Genomic DNA, 4,815 nt, shown 5'->3' with positions numbered 1-4,815 from the left:
AATTATATTTTTCGTGGTCTGTTTTTTTTTTTTAAAACCCCCCGCCTCACCACACCGCCCTGTTCGGCCACCTCCCGGGCGGCGGGGCGGCCGCCCCCCCCCGCGACGCGGTCGTCGGCAAGCTCAACGCGGAAGGCATCGGAGCCGGGGTGCACTACCCGGCCCCGGTCCACCTCACCCCGGCCTTCGGCCACCTCGGCCACGGCCGCGGGGACTTCCCGCACGCCGAGCAGGCCGCGGACCGGATGCTCTCCCTCCCGCTCTTCCCGCAGATCACCGCCGCCCAACAGGAGCGGGTCGTGGACGCCCTCGCCGCCGCCCTGCTCTGACGCAGAACAAATGAGGTACAGATGAACAGACGGACAAGGCTGATCCGGTACGGCCTCTACACCGTGGTCGCGGCGCTCGTGACCGCTCTCTTACCCCCAGCGGTGGCGCGTGCCGTGGACCCGTGCGGTCCCGGCACCAACGCGATCGTGTGCGAGAACTCCAAACCGGGCACACCGATGTCCGACTGGTTCGCGCCCGGCGCCTACGGCGACATCAAGGGCTTCAGCGCCCAGATGAGCGTCCAGGCGGGCGACACCGTGCAGTTCAAGGTGCAGTCGTCGACCCCGTACCACGTGTCGGTCTACCGGCTGGGCTACTACGGGGGCGACGGGGCCCGCCTGCTGTCGACCGCGGCACAGGCGGCGCAGACGTACCCGGCGAACTTCGCGCCGGGCGGCAACCCCCGCAGCTGCACCACCAAGCCCGCCACCGGCCTGGTCGACTGCGGCAACTGGCCCGTCACCGCGACGTGGACCGTGCCGTCCGACGCCGTCTCCGGCCTGTACATCGCCAACTTCGACCAGGCGGACGGCAACGGGGTCATGCCGTACCCGTTCGTCGTCCGCAACGACTCGAGCCACTCCGACATCGTCGTCCAGACCAGCGACCAGACCTGGCAGGCGTACAACGACTACGGCGGCCAGGACCTCTACGGGGGCGGCGGCCCCGCCCCCCACGGCCGGGCCTACGAGGTCAGCTACAACCGGCCCATGGACATCGGCGGCGAGAACGGCATCTACGGCTCCGAGTACCAGATGCTGTCGTGGCTGGAACGCAACGGCTACGACGTCAGTTACGTCTCCGGCATCGACGTGTCGACCCGGGGCGCGGCGCCGCTGCAGAACCACAAGGTCTTCATGTCCTCCGGGCACGACGAGTACTGGACACAGGACCAGTTCACCAACGCCCTCACCGCCCGCCGGGCCGGGGTCAACCAGACGTACTTCAGCGGCAACGAGATCTTCTGGAAGACCCGGCTGGCCCCCAGCAACGACGGCACCAACACCGCCAACCGGACCCTGGTCTGCTACAAGGAGACCAAGCTCTCCTTCCCCCAGCCCAACGGCGTCCCCGACCCGAGCGGGATCTGGACCGGCACCTTCATGGACCCGGCCAGCTCCACGAACGGACGGCCCTACCAGCCGCAGAACCAGCTGACCGGATCGCTGTTCAGCGTCAACGGCTACCGCAGCGACGCCATCACCGTCCCCGGCTCCTTCGCCAGGATGCGGCTGTGGCGGGGCACCACCGTCGCCAGCCTGACCCCGTCCCAGACCGCCACCTTCCCCGTCGGCACCCTCGGGTACGAATGGGACAGCGACGTGGAGGACGCGGCCCGCCCGCCCGGCCAGATCCAGCTGTCGTCCACCACCGTCGACATCAACGACGGCAAACTGCGCCTCGACTACGGCAACACCTACGGGAACGGCACCGCCACCCACAGCCTGGTCGCCTTCCGCGACCAGACCTCGCACGCCCTCGTCTTCGGCACGGGCACCGTCCAGTGGTCCTGGGGCCTGACCAACATGCCCACGGGCAACCCGGACGACACCGTGGTCACCGAGGACAAGCGGATGCAGCAGGCCACCGTGAACGTCTTCGCCGACATGGGCGTCCAGCCCAAGTCCCTGCAGGGCAACCTGGTCACGGCCACCGCCTCCACGGACACCGCCGGACCGGCCATCACCGTCACCAGCCCGGCGGCCGGCGCCACCGTACCGGCACTGCGCCCCGTGACCCTCACGGGCACCGCCACCGACAGCGGCGGCGGCGTGGTGGCCCGCGTGGAGGTCTCCACCGACGGCGGCACCACCTGGAAGGCCACCACCGGCATCGGGTCCTGGAGCTACAAGTGGACCCCGACGGCCCCCGGATCCGTACAGATCAAGGTCCGCGCGGTGGACGACAGCGTCAACATCGGCGCCACCACCACCGTGCCCCTGACCGTGGGTCCCCAGCAGTGCCCCTGCACCGTCTGGCCGGCCGCGGCCGTACCCGGCACGGTCAACGCGGGCGACGGCAGCGCCGTCGAACTCGGCGTGAAGATCCGCTCCTCGGCACCCGGTTCGATCACGGGCGTCCGCTTCTACAAGTCCCCGGCCAACACCGGCACCCACACGGGCAGCCTGTGGAGCAGCACCGGCCAGCGCCTGGCCACGGGCACCTTCACCAACGAGACGGCGTCCGGCTGGCAGCAGCTGAACTTCTCCTCGCCGGTCCCGGTCAAGGCCAACACCACCTACGTCGCCTCCTACTTCGCCCCGAACGGCGGGTACTCCTTCGACAACACCTTCGCCACCTCCGACGCCGGACTCGCCCCGCTGACCGCGCTGAAGAGCGGCACCGACGGGGGCAACGGCGTGTACCGCTACAGCTCCACCGGCGGCTTCCCGTCCACGACCTCGTCCGGCAGCAACTACTGGGTCGACGCCGTCCTGGACACCGCCACCGCGAGCACCACGCCGCCGTCCGTCACCTCCACCACCCCGCAGTCCGCGGCCGTCGGCACCTCGATCACCACCCAGCTGGGCGCCACCTTCAACGAGGGCATCGACGCCGACACCCTCGCCTTCACCCTCAAGGACGCCTCGGGGGCCACCGTCCCCGGCAACAAGGTCCTCAGCGCCTCCAACAGCGCCACGTTCACCCCGTCCACCGAACTCGGGCTGAACACCACGTACACCGCCTCCGTGCAAGCGGCCGACCTGTGGGGCAACGCCATGGCGGCACCCGTCGCCTGGACGTTCACCACCAGCACCAGCCCGCCCACCGTCAACTGCCCCTGCACCCTGTGGGGGACCTCGACCGTTCCCAGCACCCCGAGCGTCACCGACGACACCAACTCCGTCGAACTGGGCACCCGCTTCCAGTCCGCCGTCAGCGGCTACGTCACCGGCATCACCTTCTACAAGGGCCCCGGCAACACCGGCACGCACACCGGCAGCCTCTGGTCGTCCACCGGCACGCTCCTCGCCACCGGCACCTTCGGCAGCGAGACCCTGTCCGGCTGGCAACAGCTCCACTTCGCCACCCCGGTACCCGTCACCGCGGGCACCGGCTACGTGGCCTCCTACCACGCCCCGAACGGCAAGTACGCCGTGGACGGCGGCTACTTCACGGCCGCGCACCGCTCCTACCCGCTGGTCGCCCCGGCCGACGGCAGCGGCGGCGCCAACGGCCTCTACAAGTACGGTGCCTCCGCCGCGTTCCCGAACAACACCTTCGGCTCCGTGAACTACTGGGTCGGCCCGGTCTTCACCACCACGGCGCCGGCCGGTCTCGCGACGGAGGGGTCGACGGAGGTGACCGCGCAGTGAGCACCGTCAGCGTGGTGATCCCCTGCTACAAGTACGGCCACTTCCTGGCCGACTGCGTCAAGAGCGTCCTGGACGAACAGCCCGGCGTCGACGTCCGCGTACTGAACATCGACGACGCCTCGCCCGACGACTCCGCGGACGTCGCGCGCGCCCTCGCGGCCGCCGACCCCCGCATCGAGGTCCGGGTCCACGAACAGAACCGGGGCCACATCGCCACCTACAACGAGGGCCTGCTGGAATGGGCCGACGGGGACTACGTCGCCCTGCTCTCGGCCGACGACCGGCTCGTCCCCGGAGCCCTGGTGCGCGCCGCCGCCCTGCTCGACGCCCACCCCGAGGCCGGCTTCGCCTACGGCCGGCCGCTGCGGTTCCGGCACGGCGGACCGCTGCCCGCCGCCCGCACCCGCGGCACCGGATCCGTGGTCTACCCGGGCCGGTGGTGGCTGGAACGGCGCTTCCGGGAAGGCACCGGATGCATCACCTCACCCGAGGTGGTCGTCCGCACCAGCCTCCAGCGCAAGGTCGGCGGCTACGACCCGGACCTTCCGCACGCCGGCGACATCGAGATGTGGATGCGGCTCGCGGCCCACGCCGACGTCGGCTACGTGCGCGGCGCCGACCAGGCGTTCTACCGCGTCCACGGCAACAACATGTCCACCACGGACTTCGGCGGGCAGCTCGACGACCTGCGCCAGCGCCTCGTCGCCTTCGACTCGGTCCTGGACAAGTGCGGCGGTCTGCTCCCGGACGCCGGCCGGCTGTCGGAGCTGGCGCGGACCCGGCTCGCCCGGTACGCGCTGCGCCGCGCCTACCGCGCGTACGACCGGGGGCGCACCGGCGTGGTGCCGGTCGAGGAGCTGGAGGCCTTCGCGGCCCAGTGCCTGCCGGGCTACACCTCGCTCGCCGAGTACCGGGCGCTGCAGCGGCGCCGGCGCATCGGGGCCCGCGCGATGCCGTTCCTCCAGCCGCTGGTGCTCTCGGCCGTCGCCGACCGGGGGCGCGAGTGGCTGTGGTGGCAGTCCTGGAAACGCCGAGGGATTTGATGAACCAGCAGCACCAACAGCACCACCTGCACCACCGCCCCGTTCCCGGGGCACCGCCGGCCCGGCGGCCCGCTGTCTCAGCGGGCCCGCGCCGCGGCCCGCGCGCCGCGGCCGCCCCCCCCCCC

3 protein-coding genes are annotated in these 4,815 nt (G+C 71.1%); all 3 read left to right on the top strand.

Translation table 11 applies throughout. The annotated features are described in order from the left end of the window. The first annotated feature begins 59 nt into the window (after positions 1-59). The 3 genes from ACFXA3_RS35585 to ACFXA3_RS35575 are packed head-to-tail and all read left to right on the top strand — an operon-like array spanning position 60 to position 4,690. Positions 60-329, top strand: a complete 270-nt coding sequence (locus ACFXA3_RS35585) for a DegT/DnrJ/EryC1/StrS family aminotransferase (RefSeq protein ID WP_385194045.1) — start codon at positions 60-62, stop codon at positions 327-329. Between the two features lie 21 nt (positions 330-350). After that, positions 351-3,647, top strand: a complete 3,297-nt coding sequence (locus ACFXA3_RS35580; RefSeq protein ID WP_385194043.1) for a DUF4082 domain-containing protein — start codon at positions 351-353, stop codon at positions 3,645-3,647. After that, entirely contained in the window at positions 3,644-4,690 is a 1,047-nt protein-coding gene (locus ACFXA3_RS35575) for a glycosyltransferase (protein ID WP_385194040.1), read from the top strand. Before ACFXA3_RS35580 ends, ACFXA3_RS35575 begins: the two co-directional genes overlap by 4 nt. The last annotated feature ends 125 nt before the right edge of the window (positions 4,691-4,815 follow it).

This window comes from Streptomyces sp. NPDC059456 (assembly GCF_042750055.1).
Classification (GTDB): domain Bacteria; phylum Actinomycetota; class Actinomycetes; order Streptomycetales; family Streptomycetaceae; genus Streptomyces.
This window is presented reverse-complemented; position numbering and strand designations above follow the sequence as displayed.